Source organism: Bradyrhizobium sp. SZCCHNRI3052 (genome assembly GCF_032484895.1).
Classification (GTDB): domain Bacteria; phylum Pseudomonadota; class Alphaproteobacteria; order Rhizobiales; family Xanthobacteraceae; genus Bradyrhizobium.
Genome location: NZ_JAUETW010000017.1, coordinates 111,450 through 133,088 on the forward strand (window position 1 = coordinate 111,450; position 21,639 = coordinate 133,088).

At 66.7% G+C, this 21,639-nt stretch carries 22 protein-coding genes; 9 read left to right on the forward strand and 13 right to left on the reverse strand.

Annotated features, from left to right (window positions below; all coding sequences use genetic code 11):
* Positions 1-122: 122 nt before the first annotated feature.
* Positions 123-341: a hypothetical protein gene (locus QW887_RS31750; protein WP_409998659.1), complete on the forward strand. Its 219-nt coding sequence runs from the start codon at positions 123-125 to the stop codon at positions 339-341.
* Positions 342-597: 256 nt separating this feature from the next.
* On the opposite strand, the gene QW887_RS31755 is transcribed toward QW887_RS31750, so the two are convergent.
* Together QW887_RS31755 and pdxH are read right to left on the reverse strand one after the other, a co-directional pair.
* On the reverse strand, positions 598-1,350 hold the full coding sequence (locus QW887_RS31755; RefSeq protein ID WP_316195860.1) for an SDR family oxidoreductase: 753 nt from the start codon (positions 1,348-1,350) through the stop codon (positions 598-600).
* Between the two features lie 139 nt (positions 1,351-1,489).
* Positions 1,490-2,140, reverse strand: coding sequence for a pyridoxamine 5'-phosphate oxidase (gene pdxH, locus QW887_RS31760; protein ID WP_316195861.1), 651 nt, complete (start codon positions 2,138-2,140; stop codon positions 1,490-1,492).
* A 125-nt stretch (positions 2,141-2,265) separates the two neighbouring features.
* Here pdxH and QW887_RS31765 point away from each other — a divergent pair, with 125 nt between their 5' ends.
* Together QW887_RS31765 and QW887_RS31770 are read left to right on the forward strand one after the other, a co-directional pair.
* A complete protein-coding gene (locus QW887_RS31765; protein ID WP_315752065.1) occupies positions 2,266-2,670 on the forward strand; it encodes an RT0821/Lpp0805 family surface protein in 405 nt (134 codons plus the stop codon).
* 112 nt (positions 2,671-2,782) lie between these two features.
* Positions 2,783-3,745, forward strand: a complete 963-nt coding sequence (locus QW887_RS31770) for a DnaJ C-terminal domain-containing protein (RefSeq protein WP_316195863.1) — start codon at positions 2,783-2,785, stop codon at positions 3,743-3,745.
* Positions 3,746-4,106: 361 nt separating this feature from the next.
* Here the strand turns inward: QW887_RS31770 and QW887_RS31775 are convergent, their stop codons facing one another.
* Both QW887_RS31775 and QW887_RS31780 read right to left on the reverse strand, forming a co-directional pair.
* Positions 4,107-4,880, reverse strand: coding sequence for an anti-sigma factor (locus tag QW887_RS31775; RefSeq protein ID WP_316164252.1), 774 nt, complete (start codon positions 4,878-4,880; stop codon positions 4,107-4,109).
* Positions 4,881-4,971: 91 nt separating this feature from the next.
* Positions 4,972-5,460, reverse strand: coding sequence for a sigma-70 family RNA polymerase sigma factor (locus QW887_RS31780; RefSeq protein WP_316195866.1), 489 nt, complete (start codon positions 5,458-5,460; stop codon positions 4,972-4,974).
* 206 nt (positions 5,461-5,666) lie between these two features.
* On the opposite strand from QW887_RS31780, the gene fabI reads away from it, so the two are divergent.
* The 4 genes from fabI (at position 5,667) to QW887_RS31800 (ending at position 9,547) form a co-directional block, all read left to right on the forward strand.
* Positions 5,667-6,500 (forward strand): enoyl-ACP reductase FabI, encoded by an 834-nt coding sequence (gene fabI, locus QW887_RS31785; protein WP_316195868.1) that lies wholly within the window; start codon positions 5,667-5,669, stop codon positions 6,498-6,500.
* Between the two features lie 12 nt (positions 6,501-6,512).
* Complete coding sequence (locus tag QW887_RS31790) at positions 6,513-7,112, forward strand: histidine phosphatase family protein (protein ID WP_315715533.1); 600 nt, start codon at positions 6,513-6,515, stop codon at positions 7,110-7,112.
* 115 nt (positions 7,113-7,227) lie between these two features.
* Positions 7,228-8,313 carry a chorismate synthase gene (aroC, locus tag QW887_RS31795; protein WP_315715534.1) on the forward strand — a complete coding sequence of 362 codons (1,086 nt, stop codon included), beginning with the start codon at positions 7,228-7,230 and terminating at the stop codon, positions 8,311-8,313.
* Between the two features lie 58 nt (positions 8,314-8,371).
* Complete coding sequence (locus QW887_RS31800) at positions 8,372-9,547, forward strand: adenylate/guanylate cyclase domain-containing protein (RefSeq protein WP_316164254.1); 1,176 nt, start codon at positions 8,372-8,374, stop codon at positions 9,545-9,547.
* Between the two features lie 59 nt (positions 9,548-9,606).
* On the opposite strand, the gene clpS is transcribed toward QW887_RS31800, so the two are convergent.
* Positions 9,607-9,912 (reverse strand): ATP-dependent Clp protease adapter ClpS, encoded by a 306-nt coding sequence (gene clpS / locus QW887_RS31805; protein ID WP_315715536.1) that lies wholly within the window; start codon positions 9,910-9,912, stop codon positions 9,607-9,609.
* 226 nt (positions 9,913-10,138) lie between these two features.
* On the opposite strand from clpS, the gene QW887_RS31810 reads away from it, so the two are divergent.
* On the forward strand, positions 10,139-10,993 hold the full coding sequence (locus QW887_RS31810; protein WP_316164255.1) for a DUF1194 domain-containing protein: 855 nt from the start codon (positions 10,139-10,141) through the stop codon (positions 10,991-10,993).
* Positions 10,994-11,057: 64 nt separating this feature from the next.
* Here the strand turns inward: QW887_RS31810 and QW887_RS31815 are convergent, their stop codons facing one another.
* Positions 11,058-11,900, reverse strand: a complete 843-nt coding sequence (locus tag QW887_RS31815) for a nucleotidyltransferase domain-containing protein (RefSeq protein ID WP_316174746.1) — start codon at positions 11,898-11,900, stop codon at positions 11,058-11,060.
* A gap of 199 nt (positions 11,901-12,099) precedes the next feature.
* Between QW887_RS31815 and QW887_RS31820 the strand changes: the two genes are divergently transcribed.
* Positions 12,100-12,672: a septal ring lytic transglycosylase RlpA family protein gene (locus QW887_RS31820; protein WP_316174744.1), complete on the forward strand. Its 573-nt coding sequence runs from the start codon at positions 12,100-12,102 to the stop codon at positions 12,670-12,672.
* Positions 12,673-12,870: 198 nt separating this feature from the next.
* Here QW887_RS31820 and QW887_RS31825 read toward each other — a convergent pair whose 3' ends face one another.
* The 7 genes from QW887_RS31825 to QW887_RS31855 all read right to left on the reverse strand — a co-directional run bounded on the left by QW887_RS31825 (position 12,871) and on the right by QW887_RS31855 (position 21,568).
* Positions 12,871-14,106: a class I SAM-dependent RNA methyltransferase gene (locus QW887_RS31825; protein ID WP_316174743.1), complete on the reverse strand. Its 1,236-nt coding sequence runs from the start codon at positions 14,104-14,106 to the stop codon at positions 12,871-12,873.
* Positions 14,099-14,836 carry a TlyA family RNA methyltransferase gene (locus tag QW887_RS31830; RefSeq protein WP_315715541.1) on the reverse strand — a complete coding sequence of 246 codons (738 nt, stop codon included), beginning with the start codon at positions 14,834-14,836 and terminating at the stop codon, positions 14,099-14,101. Before QW887_RS31830 ends, QW887_RS31825 begins: the two co-directional genes overlap by 8 nt.
* A 183-nt stretch (positions 14,837-15,019) precedes the next feature.
* Positions 15,020-15,580, reverse strand: coding sequence for a nucleoside 2-deoxyribosyltransferase (locus QW887_RS31835; protein WP_315715542.1), 561 nt, complete (start codon positions 15,578-15,580; stop codon positions 15,020-15,022).
* Between the two features lie 29 nt (positions 15,581-15,609).
* Positions 15,610-17,535, reverse strand: coding sequence for a 1-deoxy-D-xylulose-5-phosphate synthase (dxs, locus tag QW887_RS31840; RefSeq protein ID WP_315715543.1), 1,926 nt, complete (start codon positions 17,533-17,535; stop codon positions 15,610-15,612).
* A 963-nt stretch (positions 17,536-18,498) separates the two neighbouring features.
* On the reverse strand, positions 18,499-18,750 hold the full coding sequence (locus QW887_RS31845; RefSeq protein WP_315715544.1) for an exodeoxyribonuclease VII small subunit: 252 nt from the start codon (positions 18,748-18,750) through the stop codon (positions 18,499-18,501).
* A 100-nt stretch (positions 18,751-18,850) separates the two neighbouring features.
* Complete coding sequence (locus QW887_RS31850) at positions 18,851-19,780, reverse strand: histone deacetylase family protein (RefSeq protein WP_315715545.1); 930 nt, start codon at positions 19,778-19,780, stop codon at positions 18,851-18,853.
* A 111-nt stretch (positions 19,781-19,891) separates the two neighbouring features.
* Entirely contained in the window at positions 19,892-21,568 is a 1,677-nt protein-coding gene (locus QW887_RS31855) for a bifunctional metallophosphatase/5'-nucleotidase (protein ID WP_315715546.1), read from the reverse strand.
* Positions 21,569-21,639 lie beyond the last annotated feature (71 nt).

Here is a 21,639-nt window from a genome sequence, read left to right on the forward strand (position 1 = left end):
GATAAATCTGCACCAGCATGACAAACAACGAGCGCCTCGGCGCGTGGCATGCAAGGCAGAGCTCGAGGGCGCGTTCGTCGCGCCTTATCCAAGAGGCGGCGGCAATGGTTGAGAAACGCATAATGGCATCGAACAACGTGATCGATCTTGCCAGCTATCAGCGCAGCCGAGCCGACATCGTCGTGGCCCATGCGCTGTCGCCGCGCACCTGCCGCTACTGCGGCGCCGATCTCGAGGAGGACGAGCGCGACGATGATTGCTCCAGCGCCCTCAACGTCGAGTCCGACCGCCTGCGCTGGCGTGCCGCGCAGATTCTGCGCGGTTTGGTGTGCGAAGGCTGAACGACCGTTCTCGACCGGACGGTATTCAGGCAATGCCGCCCGCGCAGCCAGCGACTGGAAATTCAGTACGCCGATCCCATCCCATGAACAGCGTTCCCTCCGGGAGCGCTGTCTTGTTTGTGGTGGTCGGTAGGTCCGTATCGATCTTCGGAGATGGCGTTAATCACGCCTTCGCGCGGTCATCGGGAACTTGCCGAACGTGGCAAGCCGCCATGAACCAAATCGAACACGGGCAACCGTCTCTGCGCCGAATGGCTCAGACGTGCTGGCCGCCGTTGATGTGGATCTCGGCGCCGTTCACGTAGGAGCTGGTCTCCGTGCACAGCACGTAGATGATCTTGGCGACCTCGTCGGGCGTGCCGAGGCGCTGCATCGGGATCTGCTCCTGCACGATCTTCTCGGTGCCCGGCGACAGGATCGAGGTGTCGATCTCGCCCGGCGCGATCGAGTTGACGCGGACGCCGACCCGGCCGAAATCCGACGCCATCTCGCGGGTCAGGGCGGCCAGCGCCGCCTTGGAGGTCGCGTAGGCCGCGCCGGCGAAGGGATGCACGCGCGAGCCGGCGATCGAAGTGACGTTGACGACGGAGCCCTTGGCCGCCTTCAGCTCCTTGATCAGGCCGCGCGCCATCATGATCGGCGCGAAGAAGTTGACGCGGAAGACGTGATTCCAGGTGTCGAGGTCGGTGTCGACGGTGCCGAGCCGGGCACCGCCCGCGCCCTTCGGCGAGATCGCGGCGTTGTTGACCAGCGCGTGCAGCTCGCCGCCGTCGATCCGCTGTTTGATCTCGGCGATCGCGCGCACGGTGTCCTGGGGATCGGACAGGTCGACCTGGACGTGGTCCTCGGGGCCGGCGCCCCACGGGCATTCTTCGGGAAAGGGGTGCCGCGAGCAGGTGAGGACGCGCCAGCCGGCTGATGAGAAGCGGATCACGGTGGCATGACCGATGCCGCGGCTGGCACCGGTCAGCAGCATCGTGCGCCGTGGCTGATTGGAAGAGGTCGGCATGAACTGCGTCTTTCACGATCCCGGACGGGATCAACTTACCACAATGGTTGTGCGTTCGGCGCCTGATTCACGCGCGCGATGGCGATTCGTTGGCGTATCGGACGCCTGGAGGCCGGGCGCAAGCCCGCGCGGCGATCCCCTACGGATACATCCGCACCTTGGTCCACGGCCGGCCCGAAGCCTCGCGCCGGAATTCGATGCGGTCGTGCAGGCGGAATGGCCGGTCGTGCCAGAACTCCATGCTGACGGGAGTGATGCGCCAGCCGCTCCATCCTGGCGGGCGCGGCACCTCGCCGATGATGTATTGCGCGGCGACCTTGGCGATCGCCTGCTCGAACGCGAAGCGGCTCTCCAGCGGCTGCGACTGCTTGCTGGCCCAGGCGCCGAGCTGCGCCTGCTTCGGCCGGGTCGCGAAATAGGCGTCGGCCTCTTCGTCGGTCACCGGCGCCACGAGGCCGCGGATGCGGACCTGGCGGCGCAGCGATTTCCAGTGAAACAGCAGCGCGGCCTTCGGATTGGCGGCGAGCTCGCGGCCCTTCTGGCTGGCCTTGTGGCTGTAGAAGACGAAGCCGTCCTCGTCATAGCCCTTCATCAGCACCATGCGCACGTCAGGCAGCCCGCTGTCGTCGACCGTTGCCAGCGCCATCGCATTCGGATCGTTGGGCTCGCTCTTGCCGGCTTCGGCAAACCACGCCCCAAACAGCGCAAACGGCTCGCCGGCCTGGGTAAAATCGGCCGATGTACCGGATGTTAAGGTTGTCTGGTGTTTGATGCTCGTGGGGTCGGTCATGTGTATGGGGAGTCCGAGTTTTGCGTTCACCCGCGGCCAGGCGCGTGCAAGTCCATTCTGGTCCGGCCCTATATAGGGCATCGGTCCGGCTTGGCCTATCCGCGATCGGTCATGCCGGCACGGCTTTGACACTCATTCTAATCGGCCTGTCCGGCGGCGGCTGCAGCCTGTCGCGCCCTGAAACGGCCTTTGCCAAGATGGACGATGCGGAGATCACCGGCGCGGTCAGCCCGCCGCCCGAGCGCGAGCCGACCGAAGCCGATCTCGCTTTTGCCCGCAACGCCGCGTCGGACGTGCTGACCAAGGGGAGCAAGGATTCCAGCCAGCCGTGGCAGAATCCCCAGACCGGCGCCCGCGGCTCGGTGACGCCGATCGCTAAGTCCTACACGGCCGACAACGGCCGCACGTGCCGCGATTTCCTGGCGAGCTACGTCAACGGCAAGACGGAACGCTGGCTGCAGGGCTCGGCGTGCCGTATCGAGCGTGGGCGCTGGGACATCCAGACGCTCAAACCCTGGCAGCAAAGCTAGCCGGGGTCGTCTGGAACCCGTTGCAAAAATACAACGGACTCCCCAGATGAAATGCGAAGCGGGCGGGGAGCCCATAGGTTAGTATCTGACTTTCTGTAAGGAGACGTGACGGATGCGCGACCCCTATGAGGTCTTGGGGGTGCCGCGAAGCGCCAGCGCTGCGGCCATCAAGAGCGCCTATCGCAAGCTCGCCAAGAAGCATCATCCCGACAGCAACAAGGATGACCCGAAGGCATCGGCGCGGTTTGCCGAGATCAATTCGGCCAACGAGATCCTGGGCGACGAGGAGAAGCGCAAGCAGTTCGATCGCGGGGAGATCGACGCTGAAGGCAAGCCGCGCTTCCAGGGCTTTCCCGGGGGCGGCGCCGGCCGCGGCGGGCCGGGGGGCGGCTTCGAGAGCTATACCTTCCGCAGCGGCGGCGGGCCGGGCGGCGGCTTCGGCGGTGGCGGATTCGAGGACATTCTGAACAGCATGTTCGGCGGCGCCGGCGCGCGCGGTGCACGCGGCGGCGGCGGCTCGTTCGAGTTCGACACCGGCGGTGTCGGCCTCGACCTCGATCTGAAGGTTGCGATGTCGGTCTCGCTCGAGGAGTCCGTCAAGGGCGGCGAGAAGCGGGTGCGGCTGCCGTCGGGCAAGGAGCTCAACGTCAAGGTCCCCGCCGGCGTTACGGCCGGCCAGCAGATTAGGCTGAAGGGGCAGGGCGAGAGCGCGCCCGGACACCGGCCGGGTGATCTCCTGATCACGATCCAGATCGCGCCGCATCCGTTCTTCAAGGTCGAGGGCAGCGACCTCAGGCTCGATCTGCCGATCACGCTTTACGAGGCGGTCCTGGGCGCCAAGGTGAGGGCGCCGACGCTCGGCAGCGCGGTCGAGCTGTCGATCCCGAAGAACACCTCCAGCGGCCGGACCTTCCGGCTCAAGGGCAAGGGCCTGCCCAAGGGCGACGGCTCGGCCGGCGATCTGTTCGTCACCACCCGGATCGTGCTGCCCGACGGCAACGACGCCGAGCTCGAAGCCCTGATGACCAAATGGCGCGACCGTCATCCCTACAATCCGCGCAGCAACCTCTCCTGAGGTTGCGCGTTGCGGACGACTCGGCTGAAAACGAGCTGGAAAGCTGAGAAAAAAGTGCGGCCTCGAAAGGGGGACCAGCGCGGTACAAAACCCCGATCGAGGCCGCTTCCGTGTCGATCGGCGGATCGAACACTCCTCATTTTTTCGTGAACATTTGGCGCTATATTGAGACGTGCCGGTGACCTGATTCCAGATTTCCGGTGACCGAATTGCGGCGCCGACCCTGGCGTGTCTCCCGCCTGAGCCATGCGGGGATCAGGATCCTCTCGGGCAGCGCTCGCGGCCATCCTGCAAACGCTTCTGATCACGGCCGTAATCGCGCCGAGGCCGGCACCTCGCGAAATCGGGCAATGGTCCGCCGCTAGCCGCCCGCCCGTTCGGTCTGGTCATAAACAAGGCGCGCGACCTGAGTGAGACGCGTCCGGTCACTGCCGCCGCTGACGACGTAGCTGACGCCGCGCTCCGCCCACGAGAGTGCAGCGGTGTTGCCCTGCGCCGTATAGCGCATCTCGGCCGCCTCAATCCCGACCTTGGTCGCATACACCGTGAAGCGCTCGCCGGAGGTGCTCTCGTACATCAGGAAGGACGCCGGGCCGGTCGGCCCGGGCAGCAGCCGGCCGCCGACGAGCTTCAGTCCGGTGGTTTCCAGCTCCGGCGCCTGCACGGTGCGACCGCAGCGCCGCGTCAGCCATTGCTGCAGATGGGCCTTCTCGTCGCCAGGAACCTCCACCGGATGGCGCACCTCCACGACATAGAGCCGGTGCGCATCGAGCGCCTCGCCGGCAAGGGCCTGCAGCGGCGACGGCGAGGACGCGGCGCCACGCGCGACCCAGCCGACCGCGCCGCCGACCGCGAAGGCCGCCACGCTTGCCGCCATGGCCGCGACGACCCAGCGCCGCGGCCGGCGCTCCAGGCCGTCGAGGTCGAGCCGCGGCGGCACCGGCTCGTTGACGATCGAATCGTAGCGGGCATGGAGCGCCTCAGCCATGCTGCGCCAGGATTGCACCCGCTCGGCGTCCGCCGGATGCGCGGCCAGCCAGCGCTCGACGTCGCTGCGGCGCTCGGCCGGCAGCTCGTTGTCGACATAGGCGTGCAGCTCGTCTTCGGTGACGGGAATGGTCGGCTCGGTCATCATCGGGATCTCGTTGCAATCGGGCGGCTGCGGCGATGCGCGGTCGCTGCAGGCTTGGGCAGCCGAACATGGCAGGGCGGCTTTTGTGCAGTGGTCATTTCACCCTCCGCAGCGCCGGCCGCTCGCCCTCGAGCACGGCACGGACATGGGCGCGGGCGCGGGCGAGGCGGGACATCACGGTGCCGATTGGGACACCCTGGATGTCGGCGACCTCGCGGTAGCTCATGCCTTCGAGCACGACGAGGAGAAGCGCCGCGCGCTGCTCCTCCACCAGGGTCGCCAGCGCGTGCTCGATGTCCCGGCCCTCGGCCTCGGTGCCGCTGGCGTCGGCATTGTCGTCCTGGAGCGGCATGAAGTGCGGCCGCCGCGCCAAGGAGCGCCGGCGGTTCTTGTTCAGATTGGTCAGGATCGTGTACAGCCAGCTCCTGATGTCGCCGCCCAGGAACAGCCGTTCCGAGCGCAGCGCCCGCACCAGCGTGTCCTGGACCAGCTCGTCGGCCGCGTCCATGTCGCGCGCCAGCGCCCGGGCATAACGGCGCAGTGCCGGAATCATGGTCTCGACGCTCTGGCGGAACGCGTTCATGGAATGCCCTGCGGCTGTTCGCTGCGATGACAAGGGCGCAGGCCGCAGCCGGCGTCTTGCAAAGATCATAACCCCGCGATGATCAGCGTATTCCGGACCGCAAGCCCTGCGGGGGAGTTTGCCACAGAGCGGGCGGAATGGGGCTGTACCGGGCCAGACCGGTGGTGTACGTCCAGTCCTTAATAATCAGTTCGATGGGAAGCCGCATGGCGCAGATTTCAGGTTTGATGCAGGGCAAGCGCGGGGTCGTCCTTGGCGTGGCCAACAACCGCTCGATCGCCTGGGGCATCGCCAAGGCCGCGCGCGCGGCCGGCGCGGAGATCGCGTTGACCTACCAGGGCGACGCGCTGAAGAAGCGGGTCGAGCCGCTGGCGGCCGAGCTCGGCGGGCTCGTGCTCGGCCATTGCGATGTCACCGATCCCACGACCATCGACGCGGTGTTCGACGTGCTCAAGGAGAAGTGGGGCCAGATCGATTTCGTGGTCCACGCCATCGCCTTCTCCGACAAGGACCAGCTCGACGGCCGCTACATCGAAACCACGCAGGACAATTTCTCCAAGAGCATGCTGATCAGCTGCTACTCGCTGACGGCGATCGCGCAGCGCGCCGAGAAGCTGATGACCGACGGCGGCTCGATCATCACCTTGACCTATTACGGCGCCGAGAAGTGGATGCCGCACTACAACGTGATGGGCGTCGCCAAGGCCGCGCTGGAAGCCAGCGTGCGCTATCTCGCCGCCGATCTCGGCGAGAAGAACATCCGCGTCAACGCGATCTCGGCAGGACCGATCAAGACGCTGGCCGCCTCGGGCATCGGCGACTTCCGCTACATCCTGAAGTGGAACGAGTACAACGCGCCGCTGCGCCGGACCGTGACCATCGACGAGGTCGGCGACAGCGCGATGTATCTCTTGTCCGACCTGTCGCGCGGCGTCACCGGCGAGGTGCATCACGTCGATTCCGGCTATCATGTCGTCGGCATGAAGCGGCCCGAGGCGCCCGACATCTCGCTGAACAATTCCGTCGGCGCCAAGGAATAACGTCAACGCGCAATGCCACGGCCCACGATCTACTACATCCGCCACGGCGAGACGGAATGGAATGCGCTCGGCCGGCTGCAAGGCACGCAGGACATCCCGCTGAACGCGCTCGGGCGGGTGCAGGCGGTGCAGGCCGGCAACATCCTGGCCGAGCTCGCTGCGCGCAACGGCCATGATGCGGCGCGCCTGCCCTACGTCGCTAGCCCCCTCAGCCGCGCCCGCGCGACCATGGAGTTGGTGCGTGAGACCCTGAGCCTGCCAGCCGAGGGCTATGCGCTCGATGCCCGGCTGCGCGAGATCGGCTACGGCAAATGGGAAGGGGCGACGCTGCCGGAAATGCAGGCGGCCGATCCCGCCTTCTATGCCAGGCGGCTGACCGACAAATGGTCGCTGGCGCCCGAGGGCGGCGAGACCTATGCCGACGTCGAGCGCCGCGTGCGCGACTGGTACGATGGGCTGTCTGGCGATATCGTGGCGGTCGCCCATGGCGGCACGGCGCGGGCGCTGATGGTCGCGCTGGGCTTCGAGACGCCGCACGGCGCCGTCGACCTGCCGATCCAGCAGGGCGCGGTCTATGTGTTCGGCGAGAACGGGTTCGAGAAGTACAGTTAGTTTGTCTCCGTCGTTCCGGTGCGCCTCGCGGAGGCGAACCCGGAATCTCGAGAGTCCGGGTCTGGTCCTTCGGACCATCCCGGAATGATGGTTTTTCCGGTTGGGTGATCAGCTCATGTCCTTCAACACCTTCGGCCACATGTTCCGCGTCACCACCTTCGGCGAGAGCCATGGCGTGGCCATCGGCTGCGTGGTCGACGGCTGTCCGCCGCGGATCCCGCTCGCCGCCGACGAGATCCAGCGCGATCTCGACCGCCGCCGTCCCGGCCAGTCGCGCTTCACCACCCAGCGCCAGGAGCCGGACCAGGTGAAGATCCTGTCCGGCGTGATGGCTGATCCCGACACGGGCGTGCAGGTCACCACGGGCACGCCGATCGCGCTCCTGATCGAGAACACCGACCAGCGCTCCAAGGACTATTCCGAGATCAAGGACAAGTTTCGTCCCGGTCACGCCGACTTCACCTACGAGGCCAAATACGGCCTGCGCGACTATCGCGGCGGCGGTCGTTCCTCGGCGCGCGAGACCGCGACGCGCGTCGCCGCCGGCGCGATCGCGCGCAAGGTCCTGCCCGACGTGAAGGTGCGCGGTGCGCTGGTGCAGATGGGTCCGCACAAGATCGATCGCGGCAACTGGGACTGGGACGAGGTCGCGCGCAATCCCTTCTTCTGCCCCGACAAGGACAAGGCGGCGTTCTTCGAGGACTATCTCGACGGCATCAGGAAGTCCGGCTCGTCGATCGGCGCCGTGCTCGAGATCGTCGCCGAGGGCGTGCCGGCGGGACTTGGCGCGCCGCTCTACGGCAAGCTCGATGCCGATCTCGCCGCGGCGATGATGAGCATCAACGCCGTGAAGGGCGTCGAGATCGGCGCCGGCTTCGGCGCGGCCGAGCTGACCGGCGAGGAGAACGCCGACGAGATGCGCTCGGCCAATGACGGCACGCGCTTCCTCTCCAACAATGCCGGCGGCATTCTCGGCGGCATCGCCACGGGACAGCCGATCGTGCTGCGCTTCGCGGTCAAGCCGACCTCGTCGATCCTCACCCCGCGCCAGACCGTCGACCGCTCAGGCCAGGAGACCGAGATCCTGACCAAGGGCCGTCACGACCCCTGCGTCGGCATCCGCGCGGTTCCCGTCGGCGAGGCGATGATGGCCTGTGTGTTGGCCGATCACCTGCTGCGCCATCGCGGCCAGGTGGGGTAGCCGCACGCTGCCGCCGCGGCTGTTTGCTGTTGCCACGCTGCTCGCCTAGTGTCGTCCCATGGACACTTCCAAGCTGCGGGACATCAAGGACTGGCTGGTCGACGGCGCGCGCTCAGCGGCGACGCCGAGCCAGATGATGTCCGAATGCTGCGATCGTCTGGTCGGGCTCGGCGTGCCGCTGTGGCGCGTGGGCGTGTTCGTCCGCACCCTTCATCCTGATATCGCCGGCCGCAGCTTCATCTGGCGCCAGGGGGCGGAGGTCGAGATGGGCTCGGTCGATTTCGGCTTCGAGAGCACGCCGGCCTACAGGGACAGCCCGCTTGCGCGCGTGTTCGAGCAGGGGACCGAGTTCAGGGCCGATCCTCGCGATCGGGAAGCCGAGCTCTTTCCGATCCTGATGGATCTGCGGGCCGAAGGCGTGACCGACTATTTCACTCTTCCTTTGACCTTCATCGACCGTGCGGTCCACGCGTCGAGTTGGACCACCAAATCTCCAACAGGCTTCACCGACGCGCATCTGAATGCAATCCGCTCGCTGATGCCGGCTTTGGCGCGCTACACCGAGATCGTCACGCTTCGACGTACGGCCTCGATGCTGCTCGACACCTATGTCGGCAATCGCGCCGGCGAGCGCATCCTGGGCGGCCAGATCCGCCGCGGCCATACCGATACGCTGGATGCGGCGATCTGGCTGTCGGATCTGCGCGGCTTCACGCCCTTGTCCGATCGCCTGCCGGCTGAGGACGTGGTGGCGATCCTCAACCACTATTTCGACTGCCAGGTCGATCCGATCCGCGAGCAGGGCGGCGAGGTGCTGAAGTTCATGGGCGACGGCCTGCTCGCGGTGTTTCCGTTTCGCGAGCAGGGCGGCGATCCGACCGAGGTCTGCGCCCGCGTCCTTGCGGCGGCGCGCGCCTCGCGGGCCCGCGTCGATGCGCTCGAATACGCGGCCAGCGGCACCGGGGAACGCTTCCGCTTCGGCGTCGCGCTGCATGTCGGACGGCTGCTCTATGGCAATATCGGCGGCGGCAACCGGCTCGATTTCACCTGCATCGGTCCGGCCGTCAATCTTGCGGCCCGGCTGGAGAAGATCGCCGCGCGGCTGAGGCGCACCGTGGTCGCCTCGGAGACTTTCGCCGGAGCCTGTGCCGAACCATGGACCGATCTCGGCGCGTTCCCGATCGCGGGCCTTGCGACGGAGCAGCGCGTGTTCGGGCTTCGCGAAGAGGATTAGTTCTCCGGCCTGAAGCACGATCCGGAAAGGTGGAAACCGGTTTTCCGAAAGATCATGCTCTAGGTCTCCGGCTCGGTGGTGAACAGCAGCGGATAGCCCTTGGCGCGGCCGGCATCGGTCGCGCGCGTCGCCTTGGTCTCGGCGACGTCCTTGGTGAACACGGCCACCACGCAGACGCCGAGCTTATGCGCCGTGATCATGACCTTGTAGGCCTGGTCCTCGGTCATGCTGAATTCCGCCTTCAGGATCATCACCACGAAATCGCGCGGCGTGAAGTCGTCGTTGACGAGGATCACCTTGTAGAGCCGCGGACGCTCGGTCTTGGTGCGTACCTTCGTCTTGGGCTTGGTGACGGCATCGTTCATTCTAAGGGCGCGCCTGTGTTCCGGATGCGGCAGTCACGCCACGATACAGGCTTCGGCCGCTCCGGGAAACCACGGGCTGCATGCCTTGCGCGATGGGCGCACGCGGCTGCCTGACATCCGGGCAAACCCCAGGGGACTAACCGGAATGTGAATGGATGTGTGCGTTCCCGCTTTGCGCTCTGCGGATTGCATGTCACCATCATCAGACGCGATTGGAGGGCAGCTCATGCGCTGGTGGATCTCGATCGGGGTGGCGTGTCTGGCGGGCGCCTTGGCTGGCGGCGACGTCGCCACCGTCGTGGCAGCGCCGAGGGCCCAGCCGGCGCAGCAGCTGAGCGAGAAGGAAGCGTCCGTCGACGTCGAACTGATCCTCGCCGTCGACGTGTCCTACTCGATGGACCTGGACGAGCTGGCGATCCAGCGCGAAGGCTACGCCCAGGCGCTCAGCTCGCGCGAGTTCCTGCAGGCGCTGAAGAGCGGCGTGCACGGCAGGATCGCCGTGACCTATTTCGAATGGGCGGCCTCGAGCGACCAGAAGATCATCATTCCATGGCGCCTGATCGACGGACCGGAAAGTGCCGACGCCGTCGCCGCCGAGATCATGAAGACGCCGATCCGCCGGGCGTCGCGCACCTCGATCTCCGGCGCGATCTACTTCGCCATGCCGCTGTTCGATGAGAATCCCTACCGCGGACTGCGCCGCGTCATCGACATCTCCGGCGATGGGCCCAACAACAATGGTCCCTCACCGGTGACGATCGCGCGCGACGAGGCCGTCGACAAGGGCATCACCATCAACGGCCTGCCGATCATGGTCAAGGAGCCGTCCTACTCGACCATGGATATCGAGAACCTCGATCTCTATTACAAAGATTGCGTGACCGGCGGCCACGGTTCGTTCGTGGTCACGATCAAGAGCCGCGACGAATTCAAGGAAGCCATCCGCACCAAGCTGCTGATGGAGGTTGCCGGACGCGCACCGCCGCCGCGCATCGTGCCGGTCGCCGACGATGCCGACAAGGAGCCGCGCGTGTCCTGCACGATCGGCGAGAAGATCTGGCAGGACCGCTGGGGGCGGTGACCCGCAGGCCCGGGCTGCCGAGCAGACGCGCGCGCGGGGAGACTTGATTGGTAAGGCGCCGATCTCAGCCGGCCGTCGCAGCATGGACCAACGCCTGTTTCAATTCGGCCTCGACCTCCCGCAGGCTGCGGAGCGCCGCACCGAATTCGCCATTGCCGATCGATTGCCAGATGAGCTCCACGCGCGCCGTCAGATCGGCGAGTGCCAGTCCAAACGTCGCGGCCTCATTGAGCGCACCCTTCTCGTTGATCAGGTAGCGCCCGTTGACCGCAAACAGCACCTGCGCAAGGCAGGCGAGGGCGCGATAGGCGCAGCCCGCGACGTGGGTATGATCGCCACGCCCGACAGCCAACTCGGCATTATCGATGCTGAATGCGATCTCCCACTGGAAGCGCGCAATAATCGCGTCGCGCAGGCGGCGCGGATAGGGCGTGCAGCGCGACTTCAGCCCTGCCAGCAGTTGCGCGGGATCGTGCAGCGGGCGGCAGAGCGCGACCTCGCCCATCCAGATCGCCGAGACGAAGCCATGCGGATGGCCTGGCTGGTAGTGCATCTCGATCCGCCCTTTCCGGCAGTCGTCGATCACGCCGCCGACCGCATCGATCTCGCGATAGAGCAGGTCGACCTTGTGCCCGTCGATTCTGAGCCAGCCGCCGCCGACGATCCACTGTCCCCAGCCGCCGACCGCCGTCAGTTCGAGCGTTTGCGGGTCGTCGACGAGCCGCCGCACTGCTTCGCGCAGCACGTCGGTGTCGAGGTCGTGCCTGGATGCGATGTAGAGCCCGACGTCGTAGTCCGAGCCCGAATGCGCGGTGCCGCGCGCACGTGATCCACCGAGCGCGATGGCGCGCAGTCCCGGGACATCGGCAAGTTCGCCGACGATGCGGGTCAGCAGCGGGTCAGGCATTCACGTGTTCTCCCAGGATGACAGTATGAAGTTCTTGCGTGGAAAAACTCCACAGGGCCGCTGTTCAGGCTGATCTGTTGCCATTAAGCCACAATCTCCCAAAAACCAGGGGTTGCATCTCTCGCAAATTTCCCTTTGCCACCGTGCCGCCGCGATTGGGCCGCGACCATGAGCGGGTTGAGGCGGAGGCGCACAGAACATGCGTATCATCGACCGGACAGCACGTCCCGCGCAGCGCGTCAGGCGCTCGTCAGTCATCCAAGGTCCGCGTGGAGGGCTCGCTCGCCAACTTCTCAGGGCAGCTCTGGTGTGTGCGGCGGCGGCTTCGCTCGCAGCCTGCGCGCAATCATCGGCGGTCCGGCAGGCGCGCTGGGCGGCGCCGACGAAGCAGGCCGGCGCCGAATTTCGGCCGCAGGTGCAGCGCGCGGAGACGGCACCGGAGTCAGTGGTGCGCGTCCGGCGGGCCGAGCTCAGCCCGCCGCCGGCGCACTCCGGAGCGTCCGGTCTCGCCAGCTACTATTCGGAAGGCCAGAAGACCGCGAGCGGCGAGCGCTTCAATCCCTCCGAGCTGACGGCCGCGCATCGCAGCCTGCCGTTCGGCACCCGCCTGCAGGTCACCAACGTCAAGACCGGCCGCTCCGTGGTGGTGCGCGTCAACGATCGGGGACCGTTCGTGCAGGGGCGGGTGGTCGACGTGTCCTACTCAGCCGCGCAGGCGCTCGGCATGGTCAACTCCGGCGTCGCGCCGGTGAAGGTCAGCGTGGTGAGGTAGCGAATCGGATAGGCGACATCGCTGGCCGATCGCTACGAGTTCGTGCTCATAGTCAGCGGCGTTCTCAGTCGACCTCGCCCCGCTTGCGGGGAGAGGGGGCGCATCGAGCGTGATGCGCGAGCTCCGTGCGTCATTGCAGGGGCAACGCTTGGCGCTCCCGGAAAAAGCCGATCTCGCTCGTAAATCCGCTGACGGTGCTCACCGCACCAGTCTCGCCACCAGCTCGACATGCGGGGTGTGGCGGAACTGGTCGACCGGCACCACGGTCTCGAGCTTGTAGCCGCCGTCGATCAGCATGCGCATATCCCGCGCGAACGTCGTGACGTTGCAGGACACCGCGACGATCACCGGCACCTTGCCGGCCGCGAGTTGCCTGGCCTGCGCCTGAGCGCCCTGGCGCGGCGGATCGAACACGACGGCGTCGATGTCGCGCAATTCCGGCGGCATCAGCGGGCGGCGGAACAGGTCGCGCGCCTCGGCCTTGATCGGCTTGAGGCCGGGCGTGCCAGACGCCTTTTGCAGCGCCGCGATCGCGCCGGCATCATTGTCCATGGCGGTGACGCGCGCCCGCGTGGCGAGCCGCAGCGCGAACGGGCCGACGCCGCAGAACAGGTCGGCGACGTGCTTGGCTTTGCCGATCCGCTCCATCACCAATTGCGCCAGCGTCTCCTCGCCTTGCACGGTGGCCTGCAGGAACGAGCCGGGCGGCAGCGTCACCTGTGCCGTCCCCATCGTAACCACGGGCGCATTGCGCATCAGCACCAGCTCGCCATGGCGCGTCAGCCGCGCCAGCCGGTGCTGTTCGGCGAGGCGGGACAGGGCCGCGACGCGCGGCGGCGGCAGCGGGCCGGAGCCGCGGATGTCGATGTCGAGGCCGTTGCTGGTCGCGGTCGCCTGAATGTCGAGCGGCTTGCCGGTCGGCTTCAGCGCCTCCGCCAGCGCCCATGCGGCTTCCAGCGCACCGTCCAGCGCGGGGTCGAGGATCGGGCAGCGGTCGATCGGCACGATATCGTGGCTGTTCGCGGCCGAGAATCCGACCCTGAGGACGTCGTGCGTGCCCATCCGGGCGTGGAAGGTGGCGCGGCGCCGGCCGGCGCCGTGGGCATCGATCAGATCGGCCACGTCGCAGTCGACCTTGGCGGCCCGTAGCGTCTCGACGACGATGTTGCGCTTCCACTGCTGATAGGGCCCGGGCATCCAGTGCTGGATGGCGCAGCCGCCGCACACGCCGAAATGCGCACAGAATGGCGCGATCCGCTCCGAGCTCGCCGCCTCCACCGCGAGCAGCTTGCGGCGATCGGGATGCCCGGGCACGACGGCCGCCTCGACGGTCTCGCCGGCCAGCGTGTAGGGCACGTACAGCGCCTCGCCCGATGACAGCGACACGCCATCGCCGCGATGGCCGACATGGTCGATGACGAGACGCTCAACCATGGCGGCGCGCTCCCAGGAAGAATTCGGCGTTGCCGTCGCCGCCCTTGATCGATGATGGGAAGATCTCGATGTCGCTGCAGCCCAGCGAGGCGGCGAAGGCCGCAATGTCGTCGCAGACGGCGGCATGCACGCTTGCATCCTTGATGATGCCGCCCTTGCCGTGCTTTCCCTGCGCCTCGAATTGCGGCTTGATCAGCGCCAGCAGGCTCATCGGCGAGGCCGCGAGCGACAATGCGACCGGCAGCACCGCCTTGAGCGAGATGAAGCTGCAGTCGATCACGACGACGTCGGGGCGCTGCGGCAGGCGCTTGCCGTCGTAGCTGCGGATGTCGGTCTGCTCCATCGAGATGATCTTCGGGTGATTGCGCAATGATGGGTGCAATTGGTCGCGGCCGACATCGACCGCGAACACGAGCGCCGCGCCATTCGCCAGCAGGACCTCGGTGAAGCCGCCGGTGGAGGCACCGACATCGAGGCAGACATGGTCTTCGACCTCGATGCCATAATGCTCCAGCGCCGCCGCCAGCTTGACGCCGCCACGCGACACCCAGGGATGCGCCGGCTCGGCCTGCAGGACGGCGTCGGCGGGAATGTTCTCCGAGGCTTTGCCCACCTGCTTGTCGTTGGCGAACACGAGCCCCGCCTCGATCGCCGCCTGCGCCCGCGCGCGGCTCTCGAACAGGCCGCGTTCGACGAGGAGGATGTCAGCACGTTTGCGGGCAGGGGTCATGGGCCGGATCGCGAGATAGGTGAGATGAGGGCGACGCAATGAATTTCGAACTCCGTCATTGCGAGGAGCGAAGCGACGAAGCAATCCAGACCTCCTTTGCAGCCCTGGATTGCTTCGCTTCGCTCGCAATGACGGGTGTTGCAAGCTGTTCGCGCGTATTCGCGGCTTCGGAGGGGCCCGGGATCAAACCGTCCTCGTCGCCAGCCGCTCCGCCGCCAATCTCACGCAGGTCTCGAAAGCTGCCAGATGATGCCAGACGTCCGCAGGGCGTTCGCGTGGAGCGACGAGCGGGGCGCCGCGTAGCTCGAGCGCGTGGATCATCATGAGATTGTCGGGCAGGCCGAAATCCTCGACAGTCAGGCCTTCGCCATCGACCAGGCGGCCGTCCTGCTCCGTCACCGCCGTGAAGCGCCGGGCACGATCGGCGTAGACGGCCGGGTCGTTGCAGTAGCCGAGACACAGCTTGCCGGAGCCGGCCATGTAGCCGAACTCATAGACCGTGCCGGCATCGGCGCCGGGCCCGCGGAACGGTGTGAGATTGGCGATGATGGCATCGGCGTCGTCCATCATCGCCTCGTTGCCATGGAAGATCTGGCGCGAGGCGTCGGAGGAGGCGAGGTCGATGCTGTTGTCGAGGGGGTAGAGGCCGATCAGGCCGTGGCGGTCGCAGATCGCGACCTTCCGCCGGCCGATCTCAATGGCATCCGGCAGGAACACGTCGGGACCTGCCAGATAGATCTTCATGGCTCACCACTGCGGGACGCAAGCTCGCCTCAGGCGAGCTTGACCGACTCGGTCGTGTAATCCTTTCCGAGCGCCTCGAACACCTTGCGCACGATGCCTTTGGCGTCGAGCCCGGCGCGGGCGTACATCGCTGCCGGCGTGTCGTGGTCCTGGAACTCGTCGGGCAGCACCATCGAACGCATCTTCAGGCCGCCGTCCAGCATGCCCTGGTCGGACAGATACTGCATCACGTGCGAGCCGAAGCCGCCGATCGAGCCTTCCTCGATCGTGATCAGGATGTCGTGCTCGCGGGCGAGCTTCATCACCAGCTCCTCATCGAGCGGCTTCATGAAGCGCGCATCGGCGATCGAGGCGGACAGGCCATGGGCGGCGAGCTCGTCGGCGGCCTTCTCGCACTCGGCAAGCCGGGTGCCGAACGAGAGCAGGGCGACCTGCTTGCCCTGGCGGATCATGCGGCCCTTGCCGATCGGCAGCGGAACGCCAACCTCGGGCATTTCCACGCCGCGGCCTTCGCCGCGCGGATAGCGCACCGAGCTCGGCCGGTCGTTGATCGCGACCTGGGTCGCCACCATGTGCACCAGCTCGGCCTCGTCGGAGGCCGCCATGATCACCATGTTCGGCAGGCAGCCGAGATAGGCGTTGTCGAAGGAGCCGGCATGGGTCGCGCCGTCGGCGCCGACCAGGCCGGCGCGGTCGATGGCGAAGCGCACCGGCAGGCTCTGGATGCAGACGTCGTGGACGATCTGGTCGTAGCCGCGCTGCAGGAAGGTCGAGTAGATCGCGCAGAACGGCTTGAAGCCCTCGGCTGCGAGGCCGGCGGCGAAGGTCACGGCGTGCTGCTCGGCGATGCCGACGTCGAAGGTGCGCTTCGGGAACGCCTTGGCGAAGATGTCGATGCCGGTGCCCGAGGGCATCGCGGCAGTGATGCCGACGATCTTGTCGTCCTTCTCGGCTTCCTTGACCAGGCTCTGGCCGAACACGTTCTGATAGGCCGGCGCGTTCGGCTTGGCCTTCGCCTGGGTGCCGGTGGCGATGTCGAACTTGGCCACCGCGTGATATTTGTCGGCCGCCGCTTCCGCGGGCGAGTAGCCCTTGCCCTTCTGGGTCACGACGTGGACCAGGATCGGGCCGGTCTCCATGTCGCGGACGTTCTTCAGGACGGGGAGCAGATGGTCGAGGTTGTGGCCGTCGATCGGGCCGACGTAGTAGAAGCCGAGCTCCTCGAACAGCGTGCCGCCGTCCATCATGAAGCCGCGGGAATATTCCTCGACGCGGCTGGCGCGGTTGGCGATCACCTTGGGCAGATGCTGGCCGAGCTGCTTGGCGGCATCTCGCAGCGTTCGGTAGGTCTTGCCCGAGTACAGGCGCGACAGATAGGCCGACATGGCGCCGACCGGCGGCGCGATCGACATGTCGTTGTCGTTGAGGATCACGATCAGGCGGGAGTTCATCGCGCCGGCATTGTTCATGGCCTCATAGGCCATGCCGGCGGACATCGCACCGTCGCCGATCACGGCGATCACGTTGTTCTTGCCGCCCGACAGGTCGCGGGCAACGGCCATGCCGAGGCCGGCGGAAATCGATGTCGACGAGTGCGCAGCGCCAAACGGATCGTAGTCGCTCTCGGCGCGCTTGGTGAACCCGGAGAGGCCGCCGCCGGTGCGCAAGGTGCGGATGCGGTCGCGGCGTCCGGTCAGGATCTTGTGCGGGTAGGCCTGGTGGCCGACGTCCCAGATCAGGCGGTCACGCGGGGTGTCGAACACGTAATGGATGGCCGTGGTCAGCTCGACCACGCCGAGACCAGCGCCGAAATGGCCGCCGGTCACCGAGACCGCGTCGATGGTCTCCTGGCGCAATTCGTCGGCGACCTGCCGGACCTGCTCGACCTTCAGCCGGCGCAGATCTTCCGGGGTCTTGATGGTGTCGAGAAGCGGCGTCTTACTAAATGTGGTCACGGTGACATTCCAATTTTGCAGGTCGGGTTCAAGGGCCGACATCTGAGAGGTTCATCGTAACGGGCGGCGAAACCTGAGGTCTTGAAGGTCACATCCGCGCGGATCGAAGCCGCAGTCCGAAGACTAGCCGGGTTTGGGATCGATCTATGTGATGTAAGTCACTCTTGGTGGCCTTGCCGTCCTCGTTAGTCGCCCAAGATCGCCAAGTCGTTCAGCCAAGTCAGTTTTGCTAGCTCTTGCAAGCGCTTAGATTCCTCTCTCCGGAGAGGATGGACACTTCCAAAAACCCGCAGTTGCGAGAAGCTTTACACCAAAGTGCGTCTTAAAGCCAACCCGGCGGGAGTTGGCAAGCCCGCAAACGGTACCTTTGCGCCACGTCTCAACCGCGGCGGCATGCCGGAGGTTCCATTGCTCTGCTCAAATCGACGGCAGCCGTCGCTCCGGAATAGACCGGGGACGCGAACTCGGTCCAGGCTTTTTCCCGCGCCGCAGAATCGGCCGATGCGGCGATTGCGCGCGCCGCGGTACGGTGAGCCATGCGTCCGCGTCAGGGGATCGGTCCGCAGACGATCATGAAGAAGTCGCAGGCGTGCGGCCTTTCGTGGATCGTCACGAAGCGGACGCGGAAGACCTGCGAGCCAAGCACATTGTCATGATCGGGCCGGACGATCGCAGACGCGGAACGGCACGATCGTAGGATCGGGGGGCGCCACGGCGAACTGCCCGGATCCAATCGTGTCGCATGGTAAACGAAGGACGTCGCGCTGACTCTCGAGCGGTGAACGCGGTGGCAGAGACTTCGCCGGGGGACACTTGGCGGCCAAGCCCATTGACGATGCAGTTGCACCGATGCGCGGCTGAATTGCACGAATGGGAGGCGCTTTGCCCGCGTGTCGCGTCGGGCCACAACCAGCGAAATAAATCCGGACTGTCGCTCGGAGACGGCCGGTCGGCCGCAAGCCGCTATTGCACGTCGAGCGGCACGGTTCCCACCGCATGGCCGCTGGCGTCGGTCGTGATCTTCTCGACCCGGGCCTCCGCCTGGCGCAGCAGCTCCTCGCAGCGCCGCTTCAGCGCCTCGCCGCGCTCATAGATCGCCACCGACTCCTCGAGCGGCACCTTGCCGTCCTCGAGGCGCTTCACGATCGATTCCAGCTCCTCGATCGCGCGCTCGAACGACAGCTTCTTGACGTCGGTTACGGTGTTGTCCGCCATGCGGGTTCCCTGCAGCTCACTCAACTCCGGGGCCGTGCTTTTACACCCCGCTCGCGGCCCTGTCAGGCCCTGCCGGGGTGGATCGGCTGGAACCTGGGGATTACGCCCCGGTCAGCGCCGCAACGTGGGCCGCGACGGATTCCTTAAGTCCCTGAAGGTCATAGCCGCCCTCCAGGACAGAGACGACGCGGCCGCCGGCGGTCTTGTCGGCGAGCTCCATCAGCTTGCGGGTGACCCAGCCGAAATCCTCCGCCCGCAGGTTGAGCGACGCCAGCGGGTCGCGATAGTGGGCGTCGAAGCCGGCCGAGATGATCACGAGCTCGGGGCTGAACTTGGTGAGCTGCGGCAGGATCAGGTTCTCGAAGGCGGAGCGGAACTCGAGGCTGCCGTCCTCGGAGGCCAGCGGTGCGTTGACGATGGTGTCGTGCTCGCCGCGCTCGCCGCGGGCACCCGTGCCCGGGAACAGCGGCATCTGATGGGTCGAGCAGTACATCACGCTCTTGTCGGCCCAGAAGATGTCCTGGGTGCCGTTGCCATGGTGGACGTCGAAGTCGACGATGGCGGCACGCTCGATGCCGAAGGTGCGCTGGGCGTAGCGGGCGGCGATCGCGACATTGTCGAAGAAGCAGAAGCCCATCGGCTTGGCGATCTCGGCATGATGTCCGGGCGGGCGCACCGCCACGAAGGCGTTGCGGTGGCGGCCGGACATCACCGACTCCGTCGCCGCGACGGCGCCGCCGACGCCGCGCATCACGGCCTCCCAGGTGCCCGGCGACATCGAGGTATCGCCGTCGAGATAGATGATGCCCGAGGTCGGGGCCATGTGGCGCAGCTCGGTGACGTAGTGCTCGTTGTGGCAGAGCAGGGCCAGCTCGATGTCGGCCTCCGGGGCCTCGTCGCGATCGAGCAGGGCGAAGCGCTCCTCGGTCAGGGCCTCCTCGACGGCGCGCAGGCGGTCGGCGCGCTCGGGGTGGCCGGACGGCGTGGCGTGATCGAGGCAGGCTTCATGAGAGAGATACAGCGTCGACATCAGGGCTCTGCCACTCGCGCGTTGCGGGAGGGCCCAATCTATGCGCTGAACGCAGCCTCGGAAAGAGCCCCGCGGGCGATATGACCGGCTTTCCGCCCGGCGCGGCAGGCGTCACGAAGCCTTGTTGACGATACGACCGCGCGGCGGCGGGGCCAGCGGGCTGTTGGCCTTGAGATAGGCGAACAGCGCCTCGTCGTCATAGGGTCCCGTGATCGGATCGCGGCCGCTCTTGAACGCGGTGAAGCCGTCGCCGCCGAGCGCGAGGTAGTTGTTGATGGTGACCCGGTAGGATGCGGCGGGATCGATGGCCTTGCCCTCGAGCATCATGCTGGCGGCATCGATCCGCGCGCCCGCGGACTGTTTCGCATCGAAGGCATAGGAGAAACCGCTGGAGACCTGCAGGATGCGCGGCCGCGCCGGGTCGAGCCATTGCTGCTCCAGCGCGGCCTTGATCTCGGCACCGGTCAGGGTGACCGTCATCAGCTGGTTGCGAAACGGCTGGCTCGCGAACACGTCGGCATAGGTCACCGCGCCGTCGTCTCGACGAACGAGATCTGTCCGGATACCGCCGGGATTGGTCATCGCGACGACCGCGCTTCCCTTGTCCGCCGCGGCTGTCGCTGCGAGCTGGGCATCGGCGATGACGTCGCCGAGCACGCTCTCGCCGGAGGCGTTCGGCAGCCGCGACAGCGTCGCGGTGAGCACGCCGGCGGGGCGATTGGCGTAGGGCGCCGCGAGCTTCTCATAGGCGTCGATCAGCGCGGTCTGCGCCGGATCCTTCGGCAGGCTGGTGTCGACGACGATGTTCGTCGCGGTGGCGCTGATCACGTCGCGCGTGGTGCGGTCGAGCTTGACGTCGATCGCCGTCACCAGCGTGCCGAACTTGTCGCCCGAGGTGACGAGCCGCTTGTCGATGGTGCAGACATAGGCCTGATGGGTGTGGCCGGAGATGACGATGTCGACCGCGCTGTCGAGCTCCTTGACGATGTCGACGATCGGCCCCGACAGCCCGGGACATTCGTTCATGCCACCGGACGGCCAGCCGCCCTCGTGGATCAGCACGACGATCGCCTGCACGCCCTTGGCCTTCAATTCCGGGATCAGCGCGTTGACGCTCTCGGCCTCGTTGCGGAAGTCGAGGCCGGCCGCGCTCGCCGGCGAGATGATGCCCGGGGTCCCTTTCAGCGTCAGCCCGATGAAGGCGACCGGAACGTCCTCGAAGGTGCGGATCTCATAGGGCGGAAACACTGTCTTGTCGGTGCCGGCGAGGAACGTCGACGCCGCGAGATAGTGGAATTTGGCACCGGTGAACGGCTGCGGCCCGCGGCAGCCGTCGGTCGGATGACAGCCGCCGTTCTGCATCCGCAGCAGCTCGGCCTTGCCCTCATCGAACTCGTGATTGCCGACCGCCGACAGCGCGAGCCCCATCTGCGACATCGATTCGATGGTCGGCTCGTCGTGGAACATCGCCGACAGGAACGGGCTCGCACCGATCAGGTCGCCGGCTGCGACGAAGATCGTGTTGGGCTGGCCGTCGGCGAGCAGCTTGACGAGGCTCGCCATGTGCTCGGCGCCGCCGGCTGGAACAACGGTGGTCTTGGTTGGATCGGCGGGATCGGCGACGCGGATGCCGGAAGAGGGCGGCTCCAGATTGCCGTGGAAGTCGTTGATGGCGAGGATGCGCAACGCTATCGGCTCGTCCTCGGCCGATGCTGGCGGGCCGACGATGCTTGCAACGGCGGCGCCGGTCAGCAGGCAGGCAAGGGCGAAGCGGGAGAGACGGCTCATGGCAGGGTCACGTGTGATGCAGGGGCCGCGGGACGAAGCGCGATTGCCCCGCCGCGGTCGCAATGACATAA

Coding starts and splice junctions, on each gene's coding strand:
- fabI (WP_316195868.1), top strand. CDS start 5,667: ATGGCGCAGATTTCAGGTTTGATGCAGGGCAAGCGCGGGGTCGTCCTT.
- QW887_RS31775 (WP_316164252.1), bottom strand. CDS start 4,880: ATGATGACCGAGCCGACCATTCCCGTCACCGAAGACGAGCTGCACGCC.
- QW887_RS31850 (WP_315715545.1), bottom strand. CDS start 19,780: ATGTCGACGCTGTATCTCTCTCATGAAGCCTGCCTCGATCACGCCACG.
- aroC (WP_315715534.1), top strand. CDS start 7,228: ATGTCCTTCAACACCTTCGGCCACATGTTCCGCGTCACCACCTTCGGC.
- QW887_RS31825 (WP_316174743.1), bottom strand. CDS start 14,106: ATGGTTGAGCGTCTCGTCATCGACCATGTCGGCCATCGCGGCGATGGC.
- QW887_RS31845 (WP_315715544.1), bottom strand. CDS start 18,750: ATGGCGGACAACACCGTAACCGACGTCAAGAAGCTGTCGTTCGAGCGC.
- QW887_RS31800 (WP_316164254.1), top strand. CDS start 8,372: ATGGACACTTCCAAGCTGCGGGACATCAAGGACTGGCTGGTCGACGGC.
- QW887_RS31835 (WP_315715542.1), bottom strand. CDS start 15,580: ATGAAGATCTATCTGGCAGGTCCCGACGTGTTCCTGCCGGATGCCATT.
- pdxH (WP_316195861.1), bottom strand. CDS start 2,140: ATGACCGACCCCACGAGCATCAAACACCAGACAACCTTAACATCCGGT.
- QW887_RS31770 (WP_316195863.1), top strand. CDS start 2,783: ATGCGCGACCCCTATGAGGTCTTGGGGGTGCCGCGAAGCGCCAGCGCT.
- QW887_RS31820 (WP_316174744.1), top strand. CDS start 12,100: ATGCGTATCATCGACCGGACAGCACGTCCCGCGCAGCGCGTCAGGCGC.
- QW887_RS31750 (WP_409998659.1), top strand. CDS start 123: ATGGCATCGAACAACGTGATCGATCTTGCCAGCTATCAGCGCAGCCGA.
- QW887_RS31810 (WP_316164255.1), top strand. CDS start 10,139: ATGCGCTGGTGGATCTCGATCGGGGTGGCGTGTCTGGCGGGCGCCTTG.
- QW887_RS31855 (WP_315715546.1), bottom strand. CDS start 21,568: ATGAGCCGTCTCTCCCGCTTCGCCCTTGCCTGCCTGCTGACCGGCGCC.
- QW887_RS31780 (WP_316195866.1), bottom strand. CDS start 5,460: ATGAACGCGTTCCGCCAGAGCGTCGAGACCATGATTCCGGCACTGCGC.
- QW887_RS31755 (WP_316195860.1), bottom strand. CDS start 1,350: ATGCCGACCTCTTCCAATCAGCCACGGCGCACGATGCTGCTGACCGGT.
- clpS (WP_315715536.1), bottom strand. CDS start 9,912: ATGAACGATGCCGTCACCAAGCCCAAGACGAAGGTACGCACCAAGACC.
- QW887_RS31815 (WP_316174746.1), bottom strand. CDS start 11,900: ATGCCTGACCCGCTGCTGACCCGCATCGTCGGCGAACTTGCCGATGTC.
- QW887_RS31830 (WP_315715541.1), bottom strand. CDS start 14,836: ATGACCCCTGCCCGCAAACGTGCTGACATCCTCCTCGTCGAACGCGGC.
- QW887_RS31790 (WP_315715533.1), top strand. CDS start 6,513: ATGCCACGGCCCACGATCTACTACATCCGCCACGGCGAGACGGAATGG.